A 22,356-nucleotide genomic window follows, 5' to 3' on the forward strand; every position below is an offset into this window, starting at 1 on the left:
CGAACCGACCAGGGGATCACTCCATCTCCTGGGCAATCTGGGCAGCCAACCGGGATGCTTCCTGACTGCCCAGGGCTGCGGCCTCCTCGGCAGCGGCGTGCGCCTGGCGCAACTCCCCACGAGCCCGGTACATGTGTGCAAGGCCCAACCAACTATCGATCACCTCAGAGCGATCGCCTAGCTCAGTAAACGCCTCGATCGCCGCCCGCTGCGCATCCGCGGATGAAATGTGCTGATTCATCACAAAAAACTGCACCGCACGATCCCGCAACCAATCGGCCTCCAGCCACCGTGGACTCCGCTCAAACACATCCGCATAGGTGAGTAGATGCACCCGCTGCTGCTCCATCACCTCGTCCAACGTCGCGGCATGCTCAACGTGGCCAGCCCTCACCGCCTCGGCGAGATCATTGCCATAGCGGCTGCGCACAGAAGCGAGGTTGCGAACAGCATCCGCAACTTCTGGGGAGCGCGACTGCTCCGAAGCATCAGCGCCCCCAGCAGTGCTGTGCTGCTTCAACACCTCACGCAACCGCTCCACAGACATCTGCACGCAACGATGACGGCACCGAACCGCATCCTCATACATCATTGCCTGGTTGTAACCCGACGCGGCGTCATCAAAATGACGGGCAGCAGAACCGCGCGCTTCCTGACGAACCTCCTCACTCGCATCCGCCAAAGCCACATGCTCAAAAGCCAACACCGCGGCCTTTTCCAAACTACGAGCCGCCGTCCCATGCTGGTCCACGGAAGCGCTAGCAGCCGCAACGCACACATTCAACGCCGCAGCAACGGGCATGGCGATCGCAGGATAACTAGCACCGAACAAACGCTCCAACGCGTCGAGGCCGTTGTTCGCGACCTCCTCAGCCTCCCAAAAACGCCGCAGACCCAACAAGTCATCAGCCAAGCGGGCAGCAATCTGAGCCTGGATCAACGGCGCCCCCAACGCCGCAGCCACATTGATCGCCTCGCGATGAGCCTCAACAGCCTCCTCCGGATAACCAGCAGATGACGCCGCGATCGCCAACGTCCCACACGCGGACAAACGCACCCCGATCGGATCGATGGAATCCATCCGGGTGGCCTGATCCGCCAACGTGGCAGCCTCAACCAACTCGCCCGCCTCCAAATGCTTATCGGAGCGTGCAAGCAGTTCAAACGCAGGATCAACCTGGGCGAACTCCGGAGGAAGCGCAGCAGCAGCCGCATCCAGATCGATCCGACGCGCCTCGATCAAATCCGACGCTTCACGCTGCTCCGCAAGGACACCGAACACCGTGTATTCATCGCAATGATGGACCGCATTAATAGCGGCATCCCGGACCTTCAACTCCGCCAGCGACAACTCATTCCACGGCCCACGGAAACGCAACGGCACCTTCGCAGGCTCATCATCCCCCGCGGCGTCATCCTCAATTGCTTTGGGCGAATCATCAAGAATTAAGGCGCCCGACATGCCCAATCCACGAGCCTGAGGATCAAACACACCCGACACGTCGACCACACCATCAGGCGAAGCCACATCTCGGATCTCGGGAAGTTCATCACGGGCGGGAAGCGTCAAAGCCTCCAACACCCGACGCCGATGCACACCCGGATTCGGATGACCCGGACGCGCATCGAACAAATCAGCTAGATCTAAAGCCAGGTCCTTAAACCACTGCCTAGCCACACGCACGGTCGGCTGCGGCACATCAGGACGCGCGCACCACGGCAACGAGCTACCGGGAAGGGTCACATTGAGCACCTGATCCTGCTCACCTGGCGGAATACACGCAAGCAAAACCGCGGCATCCGCCGCAGCATCCATCAGAGAATCAGCACTATCAACCTCCGACCACCACGGAAGATGACGCAGCAAAATACCCACCCCGCGCTCGAGCCTCTCCGGTCGCAACAGGCCCGACAAACCCAAATAACGATAATGCAAAGCCAACTGATCAAAATCAGCAGAATTCTGCTGAAAACGACGATACGAACGGCAATGCGCAGCCCACGCGCGCCCATCGTGGCCCTGCATAAACCACGGCTCCATCATCAACGACAGAGTTTCCTCCGGGTTGCGATCGCAGGCGTTATCCGCATTCGCCAAAGACAACTCACCCGCAACCACTGCGGCGTCAACATCATCCATGCGCAACGCATACATCATGTCGAATGCAGGCTCGCAGCCAGCACAATCCGACAACTCGCCACGAGCAGCCGCCCTCCAGCGCGCATGGAACTCCTTATAGCCCTCCTCGTCGCCCATATCCCACGCATAGGAAGCCCGCCGGTAATAGTAAGGGCGCAGACTTTCCCCCTGCGCCACATAAAACTCCCTCATCGACTCCAGCAGCATCTCCCACTGCTCGCAAGAAACAGACGGCAGACCGCGAACCGCCGACAACGCATACTTAAAATCCCAGCCGAAACTATTCAGCTGTTCATCACTAAACACCTCCGGCTTCGAACGGTACAACGCATCCAACTGCACAAACGGAGCCAAGCTGCGGTCCGTACGCCCACCCATCGTGTACGCCAACACCAGCTGCAGCAACGCCTCCACCGTCGAAGGATCATCGCCCTCATCCTGCGCGGCAGTCACCGCCTGCGCCCACGCGGCCGAGCACGCCGGACCAAAAGGCAACATGTGCGCCTTATCAAACAACTCCTGTAGCTGCGGGCTACGCCCCGGACCAGTGACCATCACAACACCTTCCTCAACACCATTGGCGGCCGGCCACACTGTCGCCGGGCCCAACCCGCTTACTTCAACGCACGACTAATCAACGTGCTAAACACACTCGTCGACCACGAACGCACCTGACTATCCATCGGATGACGCCCAGCCAACAACGCCTGCACGTACAAGCCACGCACAGCACTGTCCAACACCTCAGGACGATCCACCGCCCCAGCCATCTCAAACACCACCGGCGAATGGGCATTAAACACCAATTGCGGCGAGCTCACCCGAGCCTGCGGGGAACGATGCGAAGCCGCAGACTCCACCAACGCAGACAAAGGCGATGATGACGCCGCGGCGTCCCCCTCCACCCGCGCCCCCGCGACGTCACCATCCGGAAAAAACAGCACAGGCAACGTCCCCGGCTCAAAACGGCGCACCGACACCTCAACATTCTGACCAGCCAAAGCTTTCGAGGCTGCATCAACAAAAGGCATCAACTCGGCCTCCTCATCCGGAGGCAACGAGGACAACACCCCCAACAATTCACTCGGACGCAACGCAATAAAACGCACCTGCGGATAATCCAAAGCCAACTGGCCAATGAGCTCCTGATCAAACGCGAACCCAGCATTGAGCACGCACACCTCATTGGCGGCAGCAATCGGCGCGATCGTGCGGAACTGATCATCCGTACTCGCATAACGAACACCACCATAAGCATCGATGATTTCCCCCACAGTCATCGCACCCAGCGTCGTCATAAACGGAACCGTGCGGCACAACAACTCACGCGTCGGCCGATCAGTCAACGCCAAAGACTTCAAACCATTAATATGCAGCGCAGTAAAAGCCTTGAACATCGCAGGCTCCTGCGCCGCCAACTGGGTCAACCACACGCGAACATGCTCACCGATCGCCTGGCGGGTGAACTCCAGCAGGTCATCATCAAAAAGATCCTCGCGGCTGGCCGTGGGCTTCAAAAACTCCGCATTGCCCACAACGCGTACAAAATACGCCCAATCCGGCAACAAGCTCGTAACCGAAGATCCCAGCAACATCCGCCGCAGATACACCTGATGGCGCATCACATGCCCAGGATTAGCCCCCGACTCCAACACATAAGCCACGCCCCTAAAACCTGCCTCCGGAACATCCAAAGGGATCGCAGCGAAAGGCATGAAACCAAAATTTTCCGCACACCACGTCGCCTGCGCACGACTCGCAGGAGCCATCTCCCACGGCGCACGCTGCAACGCCAGGTGCTCAACCTCCGATCCCCCCTCAAGAGTCACGTCAACCTCAAGGAAACGCCCATAAGAAATAATGACGTCGCGCAAAGCCGCAAGGCTAAACAACTGCTCGCCCGGGAAACCCTCCAGCACAATCGCCGTGCCCCCGTCCGCCAACGCAGACTCAATGTGCGCAGGCACAGCGACCGACGCGGCGTCATCAATCGTCCACGTGCCGTCCGAAGAACCAACCCAACGGACAATGCCCATAAGGCCCGGCTCAGCAGCGCGGACGCTAGAGCTAAACACCTCGATCGAAGGCGAAACCATAAAACAGGACAACAAACCAATACCGAACTGGCCCAAAAAATCCGAACGGCTCAGACCAAACTCGTCCTTCTTCGACGAAGCGCCAATCGTTGACAACAGTGACGCGGCCTCGTCGGCGGTCAAACCCACCCCAGAATCGATCACCGTTAAGGTGCGACCAGACAGAATAAAGCGAATCCGCGCCGGGCAATCCGGCTGTAGCTCACGACGCGCAGTGATCGCATCCACGCCGTTTTGCAGCAATTCGCGAACAAACACACGCGGACCCGAATACAGGTTGCGGGACAGAAGCTCCACAACCCCCGACAAGTCCACACGAAAATTAGAGGACATTAACCCTCCGACTCGGACTGATCTTCGCCAAACACATCCCGTGGGAAGCCAAAAGCCTCAGAAAAGGAATCAATCGTCTGATCGAGCCCAGAAAGAATAGCTGCAAGATTGGTATCCAGCTGTTCATCCGTAGCGCCCTCGGCAGTAAGAACCGACACGTCCACATGCAACGCAACAATGTCATCATCGGTGAGGATCGGCAGGGCAGTGCCAAACACAGCCTCGGCGTTCCAGGAGTTCGCCCAGCGTACAGCCTCAGAGAAGCGATCCTTCGGCAAATACTTGTCCAGGGCGAAGGCCTCAGCCAAAATGAATGCGCCGTCGCCAACGAGCGACATTTTCATCGGAAAACCGTTGAAGCCAGTGTCGATCTGGTCCTTAGACAAGTCATACGTGAAGTCAATGCGGTCCAGTGCCCCTGCAAGACGAGTGAGCGTGACAGGGGTCGGGGCGCCAGCTGCCGCGTTTTTAAACCAAGCCATCGAAAAATCCTTCGTGATAGAAAAAAGGGGCCCAAACCAAGGTGGGAGCTATTCAGCTGCGCTTATATGCTCTGGGAACCGTTCCGCCCAGCGTTCAGCACATTGGGTGAAGCCAGCAAGCGTGGCCTGAATCAACGACCTCAGTTGGTCAGTAGACATCCCTTCGGCCACAGGGGAGGTGAACTCTAGAGCAATCGGCAACCCCTCGGGGGTCGGCGCATCAGCCTCCGTTAGGCCAGCGTCCTCGAAATTAAGAACAATCGACTTGACCCATACGTGGTCCGAATTGCATTCCATGGCGAACATTAGGGCATCGTCGAGCAGCTCTCGGGGAATCTCCCCGGAAAGGTAGGCATAGGAACGAATAATGGTGTCGCGGACGCTAAACCAGGAGGAGAAAGCATCGAACGCGACTCGGATTTCACCATCATCGTCGACGCTGTAGAGCAGTTCTGCTTCTTCCAGTAGCTTGATGATTCGTTGAGCTGTGGCCGCTGGTTGGTCCATTGCACTGTCCTTTCGGTGCGATCGCGAACCGTGACGAGACAACTAGGATCACGGACCGTGAGTGTGCTAACGATAGTACAGGCTAAGGTGCCTAACTCCTCGGTTTGCTGGTGTGTGTGACGCAGCACGGCGCTGCCGCATGCACGACGGCAGCCCCACAGTCGATAAATGTGCAAAGATAGAGGCCATGAGTCCGAAACTATTGGTAGTTGATGACGATCCCGCGATCTCCGAAATGCTGACGCTTGTCCTGCAATCAGAGGGCTTCGAGACCGTCGCGATCACCGATGGTGCCGAAGCAGTCGCCGCAGCAGAACGGGAACAACCCGACCTCATCCTGCTAGACCTCATGCTTCCCGGAATGAACGGCATTGACATTTGCCGCGAAATCCGCAAAACCTCCTCCGTCCCGATCGTCATGTTGACAGCAAAAACGGACACCGTTGACGTGGTTTTGGGGTTGGAATCCGGAGCAGACGATTACGTCAACAAGCCGTTCAAGCCCAAGGAACTCATCGCCCGGATCCGCGCACGTCTGCGCCGCATCGAGGAAACCCCCAGCGAACTGATCGAACTTGGCGAACTAACCATCGACGTTCCTGGGCACATCGTTAAGCGTGACGGTAAAGAAATCCCCCTCACGCCTCTCGAATTTGATCTGCTGCTGCACCTGGCCCGCAAACCCAACCAAGTATTCAGCCGCGAAGAGCTACTGGAAAAGGTCTGGGGATACCGCCACGCATCGGACACGCGCCTGGTCAACGTTCACGTCCAGCGCCTGCGCGCGAAATTGGAACGCGACCCGGAAAACCCGCAGATCGTGCTGACCGTCCGTGGACTGGGCTACAAAACGGTGCGCGCCTAAGCGACGCGACGTCTAGTGCCCCACATTCTTAACGTGTGAGCTAAACACAGTGTTGAGTTTCTTCCGACGCATCCGCCATCTGATCGAGCGGCTTGGCCACCGGGCATCCCATGCATGGCGCACCTCGCTGCAAGTCCGGGTGATCGGCACCATCGTGTCCGCATCGCTGACGGTGGTGCTCATCCTCGGGTTCGCGATGATCAGTATCGTCGCCCAGCGCCTAGCGGACTCCAAACTGGACATCGCTAATTCCGAAATCGACCGCGCACGTCAGACTGTGCAGGAACAGATCAACGCCACGGACTCCTCTAACTCTGTTCCTGTGCGGCTTAACTCTGCCCGGGCCGCATTGACCAACAAAGCGGCCACTGGGCCCGAAGCTGGTGCAGTTTTCGAGCCTGTGTTGTTAGTTGACCAAAATGGGCGAATCACTACATCCCCTGACGGCTACCGCATCCCGGAGCAATTGCGGCAGTTTGTCTCCCAGGGGCAGATCTCCTACATGTACACCACGATCAACCGTACTGAAGGCAACACGGTTAAAGCGTTGATCATTGGTACGCCGACAGAATCAGAAATTGCTGGTCTGCAGTTGTATTTGGTGTTGCCTTTGGAAAATGAAGAAGCCACCATGCGACTGATGCGTGGCCTACTGTCTGCTGGTGGAGTGGTGCTGGTGGTTTTGCTCGTGGGCATCGCCTGGTTGCTTACACAACAGGTGACGGTCCCTGTGCGCAGCGCTAGCCGCATCGCGCAACGCTTCGCCGCCGGCCACCTCCGGGAACGCATGCTGGTTGAGGGCGAAGACGAAATGGCTCGGCTCGCCATGAGTTTCAACGCGATGGCCGAAAGCCTATCCAAGCAGATCCGGCAGCTGGAAGACTACGGCAACCTCCAGCGCCAATTCACATCGGACGTCTCCCACGAGCTGCGCACACCTTTGACTACGGTGCGCATGGCAGCTGACATGATCGCCGATAACAAAGACGAACTCGACCCTTACACGGCGCGTGCGTCCGAACTGATGGTTCGCGAACTCGACCGTTTCGAATCCCTGTTGGCAGACCTGCTCGAAATTTCCAGGCATGACGCCGGAATGGCCGACCTGTCCGAAGAAAGCATCGACGCCCGCAATGTGCTTAGTTCTGCCTGGCAACAGACCGAGCACCTGGCCGAAGAACTTGGAGTGGCCGTCGAATTCACAGTGCCGGAGCACCCCGTCACGCTCGTCGGCGATGCCCGGCGAATCGAGCGCATCCTGCGTAACCTTTTGGCCAACGCCATCGACCACAGCGAAGCCAAGCCCGTCGAGGTGACGCTAGCCAGCAGTGATGACGCCGTGGCGGTCACCGTCGCAGACCATGGCGTGGGCCTCAAACCGGGACAAGAAGATTTGGTGTTTAACCGCTTCTGGCGCGCCGACCCTTCCCGCAAGCGGCACTCTGGCGGAACAGGGTTGGGGCTGGCTATTTCCCACGAAGACGCAGCCCTGCACGGCGGGTTCGTTGATGCAATCGGCGAACCAGGTGTGGGCTCGATGTTCCGACTGGTGCTTCCCATTACTCCGGGAGCAGCCATCGGAACGGTGCCCCTGGAACTCGTGGTTCCACCAGCTTTGCCGCCCAACACCGAGGACACTAGCGCCCCTACGGGAGGACAATCATGACCGGCCGCAGCACCCTAGCCTTAGTCGCAGCGAGCACACTGGCCCTCAGCAGCTGCACCAGCTTGCCCAGCTACACCGAGCCTCAAGCCTTGCGCAGCTTTGTGCGCTCCACCCCAACAGAGGAAGCCATCGCGCCGGTAGCCGGACAGGAACCCGACCTGCTGCTGCGAGCCTTCTTCGCGGCCTCCGGCAAGCCGACCCAAAATCACCAAGCGGCCCGCGCCTTCCTGACACCGGACGCTGCGCGGCGCTGGGACGACGCGGCGTCAACACTGATTTTGGATCGCATTGACCTCAACGCTAAACCCGGGGCCACCCCGAATGCGATCAGCTATGTGGTGCGTGGAACCGTCGTCGGGGCACTCGGACCCGGTGGTGTGTTCAGCCCCGACCACGGTGATTTCGAGGCGGAAATCCAGCTCAGCAAGGTGGATGGGGAGTGGCGCATCGACTCTCTGCCCGCCGGCACCGTGTTTGAGCGCGTCGAGTTGCGCAACAACTACAGCCCCGAAGAACTGTTCTTCTTCGATCCGAACCAGAAGATGCTCGTGCGGGACCGCCGGTGGGTCTACAAGGGGCAAAAATCCATGGACACTTCTCTGCTGTCCCTGCTGGTGGAGGGGCCCAAGGGGCCGATTGCTGCGGGCGTCACCACTGAGGTGCCCGTCGGTGCGACCTTCGTAGGCAACGACAACGGTGTGTATCGCTTCAATGGTTTCGCGGACCTGAGCGCCGAAGCACGTCACCGTTTCGCGGCACAGGTGCTGTGGACGTTGGCGAAGTCTGGGACGCAAGGCCCCTACAACATTGAACTCGACGGCACGCCTTTGGACCCGCAGGCTCCCGTGTTGACGATCGATGACGTCGCGGAATACAACCCCAATGCGACGTCCGGGTCCGTCAGCCCCTTGTATGCGGTGGGCAATGGTTCGCTGACCCTGGTGGATTCCTCCACTCTGACGCCCGTTGCGGGCACATTGGGAAGCTCGGGCAGGGTGGAAACCGCCGATATTTCTGGTGATTACGTCGCGGGCGTGATCGTTGATGGTGAGGGTGCCGGTAGGCAGTCGACCCTGGTAGCTGGCGCGGTCAATGGTTCGGTGGAAAGCGTGCTGCAGGCCAGGACACTAACCCAACCCAGTTTTGAAAGCCACGCGACTGCTCTGTGGACGGTTCTCGATGGGCGCACCATCGCTAGGGTGGCACGGTCGACGTCGACGAATGAACTATCGCAATCAGAGGTTGACGCCACGAAGATTGAGGGGTTGCTCGAGCCCGACAGTGAGGGCGGCGAGGGGTCGTCTATCAGCATGTTGAAGCTAAGCCCTACCGGTGTTTGGGCTGCGATGGTTATTGGCGGGAAGGTCTACTTAGCGGTGATTTCTCACCCCGGTGCTGGCGAGAGGGTGATTGCGAACATCATCGATATTGCTCCCTCGTTGGACAATACGGTGGTGTCCGTTGCGTGGCAGCTGGATGGGTCCTTGGTGGTGGGTACCGCTAACCAGGACGCACCTATTTGGCGTGTGGAGACGGACGGCTCTGCTGTGACGCAGTTGCCTTCAGGAAATATCACGGCACCTGTTGTTGCGGTTGCTGCTAGCGCTAACACGCTGTACGTCACGGATGCTCGGGCTGTGCTGCAGCTTCCGATTAACAGCCCCACGACTGCGTTCTGGCGGGAGGTTCCAGCGCTGCAGGGGGTCCGTGCGGTCCCCGTTGTGGGCAGCTAGGCTATGCAGACAGCTAAGCAGACGGCTTAGTAGAGATTGAGGGGGTAGTTGTGGATATGGCAGGGGGGTGGCGTTGGCATTCCACGCGGTTAAAGCGGCTGGTGCGGGGTTGGGCGGCTGATGCTGCTGATCTGGTGTTTCCTAGGGATTGTGTTGGTTGTGCGGCTCCGATTGAGGGGCGGGGTGCTGCGTTCACACAGGTGTGCGACTCGTGCTTGCTGGAGCTTCGCCGTCCTCCGGAGCGCATGAGTGCTCGTATCCCCGTTGGGTGCCCCACGTTTGTTTTTGCCCCTTATGCTGGGGCGCACCGCCGTGTTGTGCTGGGGGTTAAAGAACACTTGCGTCATGACGCCGCGATGGTGGCGGGCTCAATGTTTGCTGCGGGTGTGGCGCATCTTCAGGCGCGCGGCGAGTTGCCTTGGGTGGGGCAGTGGTTGGCTGTGCCGGCTCCGTCGCGCCGGGCGTCCGCTCGGACACGTGGGGGTGACCATGTGCGCGCTATGTGCGCTCATGCTGCAGATATAGAACCTTTATGGCAGGTAGTACCACTGTTGAGTCATGCTGATAATGTTCGTGATTCTGTTGGACTTGGTGTGCAGGCTAGGCAGGAAAACCTGAGGGGAAAAGTGCAGCTAGACGCTGCTGCATTGGATCGGTATCGCGAGATCATAGGGCAGCGGGGGCGTCATGTGGTGTTGTTTGATGACGTTATAACCACTGGGGCGACGCTCGCGGAGTCGGTGAGGGTTCTGCAGTCCGCGGGTTTCACGGTGGACGCGGCTATTGTGATCTGTATCGCCTAGATTGTGGGCGAGCAGGGGGTTTGGAAGGTATCTGTGGGGGAGGGGATGAAAATTGCTTCAGAAGGTAGCGAAAGCCTAGGGGTGAATGTATCGTTAAGTGTGTAGCAATTCACGTCACCTGCTGAGGTTGTGAGTAATCCCATTCACAGTCGAGGGTGGCCATACCGGGAGGTACAAGCACGTGACAACGCCTGCTGACAAGAACAATGTTCTAAGCCCCGATGTAAAGGTCAATATCACCGGTCGAAATGTCGAAGTTCCAGACCATTTTGCTGAACGAGTACACAGCAAGCTTGCAAAGATTGCTCGCCTAGACCCCACTCTCACCTTCTTCCATGTTGAGCTCCAGCACGAGCCCAACCCGCGCCGCGCAGACGAATCCGACAAGATTCAGATCACCGCAACCGGCAAGGGCCACATCGCTCGTGCAGAAGCTAAGGAAGATTCCTTCTACGCAGCCCTCGAAACTGCGCTGAGCCGCATGGAGCGTTCGCTGCGCAAGGTCAAGGCTCGCCGCAAGATCAGTCGCAGTGGTCACCGTACCCCGATGCCGACCGATCAGGTCGCTGTCGAGCTCGCAGCGCAGGCTGCCAAGATGGAAGCCCCCAAGGGTGAATTCGATGAGGATCCCTACGCAGACCTCGTCGAAGAGGTCAAGCTCGGCCAGGTTGTGCGCCGCAAGGAGCACCCCGCCACTCCGATGAGTGTCGACGATGCTCTAAGCGAGATGGAGCTGGTTGGCCACGACTTCTACCTCTTCCTTGACGAAGAGACCGGCCGTCCCAGCGTTGTTTACCGTCGTCATGCATACGACTACGGTCTGATCGCACTGGCCTAAGCTCATCCGGCCTATAGTTGTGCACGAGGTTAACCGCCGCTACACCTGTTTGGTGGGCGGCGGTTTCGTGCGACTATGATTGCAGTGTCTGACTGTCTAGTCGTCTAGCCAAGTCTTGCCTCAGTACAAAAGGACGCTTGTTCCGTAAAAATAATTTAAGGACCTTATCTAGTGTTTGGGTTGTCCAATCTCCTCCGCATCGGCGAAGGGCGCGTTGTTAAGCGCTACGCCGCCTACGCCGACAAAGTCATCGCCCTCGAGGATGAGTACCACAATCTGTCGGAAGCAGAGCTCAAGGGCAAAACCGACGAGTTTAAAAAGCGCCTCGCAGACGGTGAGACCCTGGATGATCTGCTCATTGAAGCATTCGCGACTGTCCGTGAAGCGTCCCGCCGTGTCCTCAAGCAGGAGCACTACAAGGTGCAGCTCATGGGCGCATTCGCCCTCCACTACGGCAACGTCGCCGAAATGCGCACCGGTGAGGGTAAGACCCTGACCTGTGTGCCGGCCGCCTACGTTAATGCCCTCGAAGGCAAGGGCGTGCACGTCGTTACTGTGAACGACTACCTTGCAGAGCGTGACTGTGAGTGGATGGGCCGCGTCCACCAGTACTTGGGTTTGACCACCGATGTCATCCTGTCTGAGAAGACCCCCGCAGAGCGCCGCGCCGCCTACAACGCCGATATCACCTACGGCACCAACAACGAGTTTGGTTTCGACTACCTGCGCGACAACATGGCGGCCAGCCTGGAGGATCGCGTCCAGCGTGGGCACCACTACGCCATCGTCGATGAGGTTGACTCTATCCTCATCGATGAGGCCCGCACCCCGCTGATCATTTCTGGCCCTGCAGATGGGGCATCCGGGCGCTACAACGACTTTGCGCGCCTGGTTCCTCGCATGAAAAACGGCATCCATTACGAAGTGGACATCCGCAAGAAGACCGTGGCTGTCACTGAAGAGGGCGTGGCCTTCGTCGAAGATCAGTTCGGCATGAACAACCTGTACGCCCCCGACCACTCGGACATGGTCAGCTACCTGAACAATGCTCTGAAGGCTAAGGAGCTATTCACCAAAGACAAGGACTACATCGTCCGCAACGGTGAAGTCATGATTGTCGACGAGTTCACCGGCCGTGTGCTGTCCGGTCGTCGCTACAACGAGGGCATGCACCAGGCCATCGAGGCTAAAGAAGGCGTGGAGATCAAGGCCGAAAACCAGACCTTGGCCACCATCACCCTGCAGAACTACTTCCGCCTCTACGACAAGCTCGCGGGCATGACGGGTACGGCGGAGACCGAGGCCGCCGAGCTCCACCAAATCTACAAACTCAATGTGGTGCCGATCCCCACCAACCGGCCCAACCAACGTCAAGACCTGACCGACCTGGTCTACAAGACTCAGGAAGCAAAGTTCATGGCGGTTGCTGAGGACATTAAGGAGCGTTCGGAAAAAGGCCAGCCGGTCCTGGTCGGTACGACCTCCGTGGAGCGCTCTGAGTACCTCCACGAAATCCTCAACGCCATGCACGTTCCCCACAAGGTGCTCAACGCTAAGCACCACGAGGAAGAAGCAGAGATCGTCGCCTACGCTGGTCGTGCCGGCGCCGTGACTGTGTCCACCAACATGGCTGGTCGTGGTACCGACATTGTTCTCGGCGGTAACCCTGACGTCATCGCGCTTGCCGAGATGAAAAACGTCAAGTTGGATCCGATTGAAGACGAAGAGGAATGGAACGCCAAGTACCAAGAGGTGCTTGAGCGCGAGCGCAAGAAGTCCGAAGAGGGCGCGGTGAAAGCCCGCGAAGCCGGCGGACTGTATGTCATCGGTACCGAACGCCACGAGTCTCGTCGTATCGACAACCAGCTGCGTGGTCGTTCCGGCCGCCAGGGCGACCCGGGTGAAACCCGCTTCTACCTGTCGATGCGTGACGACCTGATGGTCCGCTTCGTTGGCCCCCGCATGGAAGCGATGATGAATCGCCTCAACGTGCCCGATGACGTCCCGATCGAGTCGAAAGCGGTCACCAATTCCATTCGCGGCGCCCAGTCGCAGGTGGAAAACCAGAACTTCGAGATGCGTAAAAACGTCCTCAAGTACGACGAGGTGATGAACGAGCAGCGCAAGGTCATCTACTCCGAGCGCAACCAAATCCTCGAAGGACGCGACGTACAAGAGCAGGTTCAGGCCATGCTCGACGACACCATCGCTGGCTACGTTGCTGCAGCGACTGCCGAAGGCTACGTCGAAGACTGGGATCTCGACAAGCTGTGGCACGCGCTGGAAGCCCTGTACGGCCCCACGATGAGCTGGAAGTCCTTGCTCGAAGGCAGCGAGTATGGTGCCGCCGGTGAACTCTCCGCCGAGGACCTCACCCAAGCCCTGCTCGACGACGCTCACCGCAAGTACACTGCGCTGGAAGAAAACCTAAGCAAGCGCGAAGCTGAAGTTCGAGCCAACCAGGCCGAGCAGCTGTCCGCCCTGGGTGTCAAGGTCTCCGAGCCTGCTGAAGCACCCAATCCCTTGCGCGCGGTGGAACGCCAAGCCATCCTGTCGACCGTCGACCAGAAGTGGCGCGAGCACCTCTACGAGATGGACTACCTCAAGGAAGGTATCGGCCTCCGCGCAATGGCTCAGCGCGACCCGCTCGTTGAGTACCAGAAGGAAGGCGGAGACATGTTCAACGCCATGAAGGACGCCATCAAGGAAGAAACCGTCCGCAAGATATTCGCCCTCGACAAGCAACTGCGTGGCGAAAACGAAGTAACCGTCGAGGTCTAACGCACAGCCCGACCAAGGAAGCTCACCAGCATCACAACACAGTGAAGCTGGTGAGCTTCCATTGTGTTGCACCAGGCCTAGCCCCAGGATGCGCAAGCGCAGGCCTATCCAAACGGCCGCAAATCGCGTAGCTCATATCGTGATCTACTGCCACGGCGGTGCCATTAAACTCGATCGCCGTAGGCGTCATCTTCTGCATACGGATACTGCGGATAGCCACCGGGCCGTGCGGAACAGTCTTTGAGCGCCGCCGCACATAAGCCCGAACATTGGAGGAAAAAACCGCCGCCGTTGAACGGCTCAGGCTGTCCATCCCAAAAATAAAATTAAGCGCCTTTACAATCGGCGCAAGCCCCTGCGCAGAGGGACGCACCGCGGCGTCATCATCATGACAGTGGTGCTTAGGCGGCGGCTGCGGAACACACAGCAAAGACAAACCGGCCACAGGGCGTACATCATTCATGGGCGAATGCTCAGACGGCACCAAAGAAATACACTTGAGGACGCCGTTAAGACTACTCTGGAAAGCCGATGCCCGTCGACCGCGCCCCCCCGATACCGCTGACGGACACAAGCGACTACGAAAACGACCGACAGTTTTACAAGGAGCCACACATGGACAAGACCCGCGCACCCAAGCAGGCCCGCACTATGAGCGGCCTGATTATCGACTACGCCGGAGTCCTCGACGGCAGCGACGAAGCACGCCGCCGCTGGAGGGACCTGCTGGAAGCGCTTCGTGCCCACGGCACCGCACTGGCAGTGCTATCCAACGATCCTGGTGGAGACGGCGCGGAACACATCCGCGAATTGGAATACCGCGGTCTGGTTGACGCAGTCCTATTATCCGGCGAAATCGGCTACGAAAAGCCCGATGAGGAAGCCTTCCGTATCGCCGCCGACACCCTCGGTGTGCCGATCAATGACTGCGTCATGGTTGACGACTCCATCATCAACGTGCGCGGCGCTGTGGATGCAGGCCTCATCGGTTGCTACTACCAGCAGTTCGACCGCACCGTCGTCGAGGTGTGCGGTTTGTTCGGCCTGAAAGGCGAGTTCTAGCCGTGAGGATTTTCCTTCCCGCGACGCCAGAAACGCTGCGCTCCCTCGCCGCCGATAAGTCCATCAAAGCCCCCGGCGGCTGGGGCTACGCGGTGACCGCCGACCTCGAGCGCGATTTAAGCGACCTCGACGAAGACGGGGTCAGCCAGTACGCCTTCGACGAGGCAGCGCTAGCATCCTTGCGCATGCTCGCCACGATCGATCCGGAGTACGTGGACGCGGAACATCCCGCAGGCGTCTACCGACGCGTCGTCATTAGTTGTGATGTAGCTGATCGGAACGTTAGCCCCCGCCCGGATTTGGGGCCTGCAATCGTCGAATTGGCCGATGTGGATATTGACGCCGCGGACGTTGCGGCCATTCACGTTGACGATCCGGCCGCCTTGGGTGCCGCGGGTGAGCCGGAGGGTGCGGCGTCCATCAAGGCTGCGGCGCTTGCGATCGACCAGGCCGATCTGGGGGATGAGGGTGCGGAGATTGCCGTGTGGAACGCCATGGACGTCTTTATGGCGTGGTATGACCCCAGCGAATTAGCCGAGGTGGCAGATCAGATTTATATGATCTAAGTGGGGCTAGGGCCGATCGACAGGATGATCTTGTTGGTCGGCCTTATCACTTGGGGTTGCCAAGTTAGCTACGGTGCCGTAAGCTACGGTCTCGTACTATTTGACTGGCAAAAGGAGCGGCATGGCCCCAACAACAGACGGCCTGAAGCGATTACGCGGCGTCCTCAAACGATTCAGCACACCCCTGCTGCCGGACGACTACACACAACTGGTCAACCCACTGTGGTCCGCACGCGAATTACGCGGCAAGATCATCAGCGTCACCAAACACACCCCACACACCGCAGAAGGGGAAGTGGGCGCAGCCGACACCGTGAGCCTAGTGATCGAACCCGGTTGGGGTGTGCCCACAGACTTCGAAGCCGGCCAATACATCGGCATCGGCGTCCAAATCGATGGGCGATACACCTGGCGATCCTATTCGCTGACCTGCCCGCCCAACCCCGCAGGCGGCCGACTAGAAATCACCGTCCGGGCCGTAGAACGCGGAAAGCTATCCAATCACCTGGTAGGCAGCGCGCGCCCCGGTATGCACGTGCGACTGGCCGCACCCGCAGGCGAATTCCACCTGACCAACCCGCTGCCCGAAAAACTCCTCTTTGTCACGGCAGGCACCGGCATCACCCCAGTAATCAGCATGCTGCGCACTATGGAAATCCGCGGGCACTTCAACACCGACAAGTCTGCCGGGCTCCCAGATGTCATCCACGTGCACTCCTACCGCACAGACGACGACTTACTGTTTGGCGATGACCTTCGCGAACTCGACCAATACCCCAATTACACGCTGATCCTCCGACGCACCTCCACCGATGGCCGCATCACGACAGAGCAACTTGAACAGCTCGTCGACGACCACGATCAACGCGTGGCTTATGCTTGCGGCCCCTCGGAGATGCTCGACCAGTTGGAAAGCTGGTCCGACAACCTCAAAGAACTCAAAACGGAGCGTTTTACCCTCGACCGCACCTCGGATGCGCAAGGCGGCACCGTCTCCTTCGGCGATCGCGCTACCGTGACCATCGACGGTGCGACCACTCTGCTGGAAGCAGGGGAGGACGCAGGCATTCAACTGCCCTTTGGTTGCCGCATGGGCATCTGCCAAACCTGCGTGCGCGAGCTCGACGACGGGTACGTCACCGACCTTCGCACGGGGGAAACCAAAGGCCCCGGGGAACGCATCCGAACGTGCGTGTCTGTGGCAGCAGGGGACTGCCGCGTGAATTGCTAAACGCAACCCGCAACAGGACAAAGACACTAAACACACTGCAAGGAGCACACCATGGCAATCAGTAACATCAAGGCATACAGCCACCTCACTGACGAAGACATCGAAGAGATCGGCCGCAGGCTCGACGCCATCCAAAAAGAGGTCGAAGACTCCCTGGGGGATAATGACGTCGCGTATATCAAAGGCCTCATCCGCTTCCAGCGCGGGCTCGAGGTCGGCGGCCGCGCAGCACTGCTGTTCAGCCACAAAAAGCCCTTGTTTTGGTTGGGCACCGGCATGCTGGGGTTGAGCAAAATTTTGGAAAATATGGAGATCGGCCACAACGTCATCCACGGCCAATGGGACTGGATGAACGACCCTGAGATCCACTCCACCACCTGGGAATGGGACATGACCTGCCCCTCATCGCAGTGGATGCACTCCCACAACTTCGTCCACCACAAATACACCAACATCTTGGGCATGGACAATGACGTCGGATACGGCATCCTCCGTGTCACCCGCGACCGCAAGTGGAGCCCCTTCTTCCTCGCGCAGCCCCTGACCAACGCCGTTTTGGCCAGCCTGTTCCAATGGGCGGTGGCCTTCTATGACGTAGAACTTGGGCGCTACTTCGCAGGCAAGCAATCCTGGGAAGAGACCGCCCCTCGCTTCTGGGATGTTGTGCACAAGTCCAAGCGTCAAGTCATCAAAGACTACATCCTTTTCCCAGCGCTGTCCGGCACCCACTTTGCCACCACGGCCAAAGCCAACATGTACGCCAACCTGGCGCGAAACCTGTGGTCCTATGCAGTGATCTTCTGTGGCCACTTCCCGGACGAGACCGAAACCTTCACCAAGGAGCAGTTCGCCAACGAAACACAAGGCGAATGGTACCTGCGACAGATGCTCGGATCCGCAAACTTCCACGGTGGCAAAATCCTGACCATCCTGTCAGGCAACTTGAACTACCAGATCGAGCACCACCTTTTCCCCGACATGCCCTCCAACAGGCTTGCTGAGGTCGGCAAGAAAGTACGCGCGTTGGCGGAAGAATACGACCTGCCCTACAACGTTGACTCCTTCCCCGTGCAGTTCCTCAAGGTTCAACGCACCCTACTCAAGCTCACCTTGCCCAACCGCTTCCTAGCAGCACACCCGCACAACGCGCCCGAAGTGCGCAGCGAAAAAGCAATTACCGAAGAGATGGAAGCCAAGCTTCACACCGGTGTTGACGCCCACGGCTTGCGCCGCGGGTTGCGGCCCGCACTGAAGATGCTCAAGCAATTGCGCCCCAGCGTTGCCGAAGGCACCGCCCACCTCATCCGGGCAGCCCTAGGCAAAGACACCAACCGCGCACGCCCAACCGTCAAGGCCTCCGGTTCACGCGGGCAGCTCTAAACACCCCGCATGAAGACACAAGGCTGGTGACCCCACTGGGGCACCAGCCTTCTGCGTTGCGCGAAGCTAAAGGGACTCCCCAGTCCACGCCTGGCTGGTAAACGGCAAGACGCGATGCTCTTTATCAGTAATAACCGCCCACGCACGCGTAGCCAACGACGCAGCAATAACGGCAACAAACATCGCCAAATACCCCTGCGAAGGCATATCCGTCAGCTCCACTGCGGCAAGCATCGAAAACATGGGGGCAGCCATCGTCGTGCACAAAAATGCGGCCGCACCCATCAGCGCAAACGCACCCACCGCGACGTCAGGAAACAATGGTTGCATCACAATGCCCACCGCCGCACCAATCGTGCCGCCCATCGCAAACGCGGGGGTGAGAGTACCGCCAATGGTGCCCACGCGGAAACACAACAACGTCAGCACAGTGCGCGCCAGGAACAACAATGCAAGAGACGCCAACATGACCCGGCCAGTGGCATCCCACGGCCCGCTGAGCAGCACACCCATATCCAAGGTGGTCTGAACCGCCCAACGACCATTGGAACTAGCCCCCGGAATCACCCGAGCCACCGCAGCCACCACAATGAACGCCAGCGGCATCTGCCACAACAACGACACCCCACGGGCATGATGCGCCGCCATCCGCCGCGCAACGCGACCGAAAAAGTGCCCAGCAGACCCAGCAACCGCTCCCACAATCACCGCAGCCAGCAAAAAACGCGGGCCTTCAGTCAACGGAAGAGCCACATAAAACGGCGGATTATCAAACAGTAATGACGTCGTGGCTACCGCCGTCGCACTACACACCATCGTCGCAATGACAGTGCGGGTTGACATCTCCACCAGAAGCAGCTCCAAGGCAAACAACGCGCCTGCCAAAGGAAGGTGGAAGCTAGCCGCCAAGCCAGCACCAGCGGCAGAGGCGACCAGGATTTTGCGGGCCTCCCCGTCCAAACGGAACGTCGTAGCCATGCCGGCAGCAGCCAAACCACCCACCAGGCGTGGCGCGTTTTCGCGACCGATTGGCGCACCAGCAGCCGAACTGCACACCTGCAAAAAAGCACTGAGCAAAGTGGTCACAACCGGCATGTTCTTACCCTGCATCGCACCAGGTACGGCCACCTGGGGTCTGCCGAAGCGGTCAAGCAGGAACCACAGCACTGCAGTGACAATACCCACGCCGATGAGCGTGATCGCAAGGCGAGTCGGGGTGACAGATTCCGCTGGCGACAACACCTCCAAATGGTCGACACCAAATACGGCCCGCTCGGTCAAAATAACTGCCCAGTTGACCCCGGCAACCAACACCCCGGTGACGACGCCCGCGATAATCGAATACGCTGCGAGCCTGTTCATTGGGGTTTCGGTGAGCCAGGCGCGATCCCCTGGGGCGGCAGGGCCTTGCTCCGGGCCGGGGACACGTCGCATGGACAGTCGCGGTAAATGGGCCATGGTCACTCCCAGTCGACGTTCGTGCGTAGGGCAGTGATCAGCGCGCGAACAGCCGTGACGCGGCGTCCACTAGAGCCCTCAAGCTCGTCGAGCGCACAGCCGGGCTCTGCGTGAGAACAACCCCGGGGACAATCTTCCGCCTGCTGCCGAAGGTCATCAAACACATCGATGACCGCGTCGGCATCAACGTGTGCCAGGCCGAAACTGCGGATGCCCGGGGTGTCGACAATCCAACCCCCATCGGGCAGCTCCAAGGCCACCGACTGGGTGGACGTATGCCGTCCTTTGCCCACGCCAGATACTTCACCAGTCGCGCGCTCGGCAGTGGGCACGAGACGATTCACCAACGTGGATTTCCCAACGCCGCTGTGGCCGATCAGTGCGGTCACATGATTATTGACGACGTCGCGGACAGGCGCGAGGTCATCATTAATGCCGCACACAACCACAGGAACGTCGAGCGCCTCAAACTCTTCCGCGAACGCCGTCGGATCCGCCAAATCAGACTTGGTCAGGCACAGCACGGGGGAGAGCCCGCCAACAAAAGCAGCGACTAATGCGCGCTCGACGAAGCCAGTGCGCGGGGGAGGATCCGCAACAGCAGACACAATGAGTAGCTGATCTGCGTTAGCGACCACCACCCGCTCGTAGGGGTCAGTGTCATCGGCAGTGCGTCGAAGCACACTGCTTCTCTCCTCGAGCTTGACGATCCGAGCTAAAGAACCCTTCCGGCCCGACGTATCCCCAACTAGCCCCACGCGATCCCCAACCACTACAGCAGTGCGGCCCATTTCCCTCGCGCGCATAGCCACCACCCGCGCGCCCCCAGCACTCTCATCCAGCTGGACGCCCCACCTACCACGATCCTTCGAGACAACCATGCCGAACACGGCGTCATCATGCGAAGGTCGATCCTTCGTACGGGGGCGGGACCCCTTCCCTGGGCGCACCCGCACATCAGACTCATCCCAGCGGCGCATCCCACGCGAACGAGCCACGGCCTACACCGCCCTACCCGAAGCCAATCCGAGCATGTCCGACCACATTCCGGCGAATCCCGGCAGAGTTTTCGACGTGGTCTCAATATCGTCGACCATCACGCCGTCAACCTTCAGGCCAATGATCGCGCCCGCAGTCGCCATGCGGTGATCGGCATAAGAATGCCACACGCCACCATGCAGCGGAGCAGGGGTAATTCGGATACCATCATCGAGCTCCTCGCAGGCGCCGCCCAAGCGGTTAATCTCCGCAGCCAAAGCCTGCAAACGGTCGGTTTCGTGCCCGCGAAGGTGCGCGATGCCATACAGGTGGCTAGGTGTCGAGGCCACAGCAGCCAACGCAGCCACCGTGGGGGTGAGCTCGCCGATAGCTGACATGTCCCACTCAACGCCCTGCAGAACACCATCAGAGGGGCCGCACACCCGCAGGCGCCCCAAGGCCCCGCCGCTGGCATTGCCGTTATCGCCGGCATCACCGCTAGCACACGGTTCAAAGACCACCCGGGCACCCATGGCTTCCAGAATCGGCCGGATTTCCTCACCCGGCTGCGTCGTCGACTCAGGCCACGGCGTCCTCACACAACCGCCAGTCACCGCAGCAGCCGCCAAAAACGGCGTCGCATTAGACAAATCAGGCTCGATCACCCACTGCCGGCCAGCGATAGGGCCCGGAGCCACCCGCCACCACGACGGCGACTGCGACCCATCCACCGCGACGTCAACACCCGCGCTGCGCAGCATCTCAACAGTCATCTCAATATGCGGCATGCTGGGCACCCGGCCGCCCGAATGGCGCACCTCCAAACCCGAAGCGTAGCGCGCGCCCGACAGCAACAACCCAGACACAAACTGCGAACTAGCAGACGCGTCGATAGTCACCGTGCCGCCCCGGGGCCTATAACCCGACGAACACACCTCAAAAGGCAAAGCGTCACCCGCCACGTCAACCCCCACGGAACGCAAAGCCCCCAGCACCGAACCCATGGGGCGCTTGCGGGCTTGCTCGTCGCCATCAAAACGCACGCACGCAGGCCCACCGTCATCGGAGGCCGCCAGGGCTGCAACAGGCGGAAGGAAACGCATCACCGTGCCCGCGAGCCCGCAATCTACCTCCGCACCGCCAATCGGACCGGGAATAACCTTCAGCACCGGCTGCGCCCCTGAGCAATCCTCTTCAATGCGCGCACCCATCGCCTGCAAGCCGGCGATCATCAGGTCGGAATCCCGACTACGCAACGCACCCACAATGGTTGAGGGGGCATTCGCTAACGCCGCCAACACTAACGCTCGGTTCGTCATAGACTTCGACCCGGGAACGGTAACAAAAGCATCAATCGGACGGTCGGGGGCGGCGGGGGCGTTCCAGCTCATGGCAATAACTGTAGTGGGTGACAGGCGCAAGCGGGGCAGTGCCACA

General features: G+C 59.5%; 18 protein-coding genes. 10 read left to right on the top strand and 8 right to left on the bottom strand.

The genetic code is table 11. The annotated features are described in order from the left end of the window. Positions 1-16 precede the first annotated feature (16 nt). Genes L1C91_RS05510 through L1C91_RS05525 form a run of 4 tightly spaced genes read right to left on the bottom strand, consistent with a single transcriptional unit; the run spans position 17 to position 5,558 of the window. Positions 17-2,749 carry a hypothetical protein gene (locus L1C91_RS05510; RefSeq protein ID WP_234858367.1) on the bottom strand — a complete coding sequence of 911 codons (2,733 nt, stop codon included), beginning with the start codon at positions 2,747-2,749 and terminating at the stop codon, positions 17-19. Between the two features lie 5 nt (positions 2,750-2,754). Then, positions 2,755-4,569 carry an HSP90 family protein gene (locus L1C91_RS05515; RefSeq protein WP_234858368.1) on the bottom strand — a complete coding sequence of 605 codons (1,815 nt, stop codon included), beginning with the start codon at positions 4,567-4,569 and terminating at the stop codon, positions 2,755-2,757. Beyond that, positions 4,569-5,051 (bottom strand): YbjN domain-containing protein, encoded by a 483-nt coding sequence (locus tag L1C91_RS05520; RefSeq protein ID WP_234858369.1) that lies wholly within the window; start codon positions 5,049-5,051, stop codon positions 4,569-4,571. Before L1C91_RS05520 ends, L1C91_RS05515 begins: the two co-directional genes overlap by 1 nt. Positions 5,052-5,099: 48 nt before the next feature. Next, positions 5,100-5,558: a YbjN domain-containing protein gene (locus L1C91_RS05525; RefSeq protein ID WP_234858370.1), complete on the bottom strand. Its 459-nt coding sequence runs from the start codon at positions 5,556-5,558 to the stop codon at positions 5,100-5,102. 187 nt (positions 5,559-5,745) lie between these two features. Here L1C91_RS05525 and mtrA point away from each other — a divergent pair, with 187 nt between their 5' ends. The 6 genes from mtrA to secA all read left to right on the top strand — a co-directional run bounded on the left by mtrA (position 5,746) and on the right by secA (position 14,244). Further along, positions 5,746-6,423, top strand: a complete 678-nt coding sequence (mtrA, locus tag L1C91_RS05530) for an MtrAB system response regulator MtrA (protein ID WP_234858371.1) — start codon at positions 5,746-5,748, stop codon at positions 6,421-6,423. Between the two features lie 49 nt (positions 6,424-6,472). Next, positions 6,473-8,089 (top strand): MtrAB system histidine kinase MtrB, encoded by a 1,617-nt coding sequence (gene mtrB / locus L1C91_RS05535; protein WP_419178712.1) that lies wholly within the window; start codon positions 6,473-6,475, stop codon positions 8,087-8,089. Next, positions 8,086-9,822, top strand: a complete 1,737-nt coding sequence (lpqB, locus tag L1C91_RS05540; protein ID WP_234858372.1) for an MtrAB system accessory lipoprotein LpqB — start codon at positions 8,086-8,088, stop codon at positions 9,820-9,822. Before mtrB ends, lpqB begins: the two co-directional genes overlap by 4 nt. A gap of 50 nt (positions 9,823-9,872) precedes the next feature. Next, entirely contained in the window at positions 9,873-10,625 is a 753-nt protein-coding gene (locus tag L1C91_RS05545) for a ComF family protein (protein ID WP_234858373.1), read from the top strand. Between the two features lie 181 nt (positions 10,626-10,806). Next, positions 10,807-11,463, top strand: a complete 657-nt coding sequence (gene hpf, locus L1C91_RS05550; protein WP_020975681.1) for a ribosome hibernation-promoting factor, HPF/YfiA family — start codon at positions 10,807-10,809, stop codon at positions 11,461-11,463. A 171-nt stretch (positions 11,464-11,634) separates the two neighbouring features. Continuing rightward, the gene (gene secA / locus L1C91_RS05555) at positions 11,635-14,244 is read left to right on the top strand and encodes a preprotein translocase subunit SecA (protein ID WP_234858374.1); all 2,610 of its coding nucleotides are present in this window, start codon (positions 11,635-11,637) and stop codon (positions 14,242-14,244) included. 31 nt (positions 14,245-14,275) lie between these two features. Here secA and L1C91_RS05560 read toward each other — a convergent pair whose 3' ends face one another. Continuing rightward, a complete protein-coding gene (locus L1C91_RS05560) occupies positions 14,276-14,707 on the bottom strand; it encodes a hypothetical protein (RefSeq protein WP_234858375.1) in 432 nt (143 codons plus the stop codon). Positions 14,708-14,859: 152 nt separating this feature from the next. On the opposite strand from L1C91_RS05560, the gene L1C91_RS05565 reads away from it, so the two are divergent. From L1C91_RS05565 to L1C91_RS05580, 4 genes are all read left to right on the top strand, one after another. Continuing rightward, the gene (locus L1C91_RS05565) at positions 14,860-15,306 is read left to right on the top strand and encodes an HAD family hydrolase (RefSeq protein ID WP_268836530.1); all 447 of its coding nucleotides are present in this window, start codon (positions 14,860-14,862) and stop codon (positions 15,304-15,306) included. Between the two features lie 2 nt (positions 15,307-15,308). Beyond that, positions 15,309-15,872, top strand: coding sequence for a DUF6912 family protein (locus tag L1C91_RS05570; protein WP_234858376.1), 564 nt, complete (start codon positions 15,309-15,311; stop codon positions 15,870-15,872). Positions 15,873-15,993: 121 nt separating this feature from the next. Then, positions 15,994-17,103 (top strand): ferredoxin reductase, encoded by a 1,110-nt coding sequence (locus tag L1C91_RS05575; protein WP_234858377.1) that lies wholly within the window; start codon positions 15,994-15,996, stop codon positions 17,101-17,103. Positions 17,104-17,154: 51 nt separating this feature from the next. Continuing rightward, positions 17,155-18,483, top strand: coding sequence for a fatty acid desaturase family protein (locus L1C91_RS05580; RefSeq protein WP_234858378.1), 1,329 nt, complete (start codon positions 17,155-17,157; stop codon positions 18,481-18,483). A gap of 66 nt (positions 18,484-18,549) precedes the next feature. On the opposite strand, the gene L1C91_RS05585 is transcribed toward L1C91_RS05580, so the two are convergent. The 3 genes from L1C91_RS05585 to aroA are packed head-to-tail and all read right to left on the bottom strand — an operon-like array spanning position 18,550 to position 22,310. Further along, positions 18,550-19,917 (bottom strand): chloride channel protein, encoded by a 1,368-nt coding sequence (locus L1C91_RS05585; RefSeq protein ID WP_234858379.1) that lies wholly within the window; start codon positions 19,915-19,917, stop codon positions 18,550-18,552. 26 nt (positions 19,918-19,943) lie between these two features. After that, positions 19,944-20,921 (bottom strand): ribosome small subunit-dependent GTPase A, encoded by a 978-nt coding sequence (rsgA, locus tag L1C91_RS05590; protein WP_234858445.1) that lies wholly within the window; start codon positions 20,919-20,921, stop codon positions 19,944-19,946. Positions 20,922-20,942: 21 nt separating this feature from the next. Next, a complete protein-coding gene (gene aroA / locus L1C91_RS05595; protein WP_234858380.1) occupies positions 20,943-22,310 on the bottom strand; it encodes a 3-phosphoshikimate 1-carboxyvinyltransferase in 1,368 nt (455 codons plus the stop codon). Positions 22,311-22,356 lie beyond the last annotated feature (46 nt).

Source organism: Corynebacterium argentoratense, assembly GCF_021491455.1.
Classification (GTDB): Bacteria; Actinomycetota; Actinomycetes; order Mycobacteriales; family Mycobacteriaceae; genus Corynebacterium; species Corynebacterium argentoratense_A.